Raw genomic sequence first — 551 nt, forward strand, 5'->3', positions numbered from 1 at the left:
CGCTCTGCAAAGCGTGGATACAGCTCTACGACGCTGCCGTAAGTACCTTTGGCAACTTTAATACGTTTTTTAATCTGAAATTGGCTAGAATCTGGCGTACCTTTGATTGCACAAATATGAAGAGCAGGTTGTTCGGTCGTCTCTGGTTTCGCCATCGCTAGACTAGATAAGCCGAGTAAGCAGGCCGTTAGTGTGAATGTTTTTAGCATGAGTTGCCCCTTGTTGTAATAAAGTTTTTTAGATTTTTTTGTAATGTGTAATTCTAAAAAAAGGTCGCCGAAGCGACCTTTTATTCACTTTAGATTAAGCAGATTTTTTAACTGCTTCTAAAAGTTCATTTTGACGTGCTGTTAGAGCAGCGGGTAAACGCTCACCAAGCTGACTGAATAATTCAGTATGGCTTTCAAGCTCTTTGATCCATTGATCTTTGTCTTGCGCTGTTACGGTGTTGAATTGCTCTTTAGAGAAATCAATACCTTCCCAGTTTAATTGTTCGTAAGTTGGAACAAGACCAATTGGTGTTTCAGTCGCTTCAGCGCGACCTTCACACC

The 551-nt window shown here is 41.0% G+C and carries 1 protein-coding gene and 1 pseudogene; both read right to left on the reverse strand.

The window, feature by feature from the left end; translation table 11 throughout:
- Window positions 1–209 (reverse strand): annotated as a pseudogene (locus RR876_RS16690) (hypothetical protein); the annotation flags it as partial.
- 94 nt (window positions 210–303) lie between these two features.
- Window positions 304–551: phosphoenolpyruvate carboxykinase domain-containing protein (locus RR876_RS16695; RefSeq protein ID WP_332637156.1), on the reverse strand; the 248-nt coding region annotated here is incomplete at its 5' end.

The organism is Acinetobacter sp. (assembly GCF_036666595.1).
Classification (GTDB): Bacteria; Pseudomonadota; Gammaproteobacteria; order Pseudomonadales; family Moraxellaceae; genus Acinetobacter.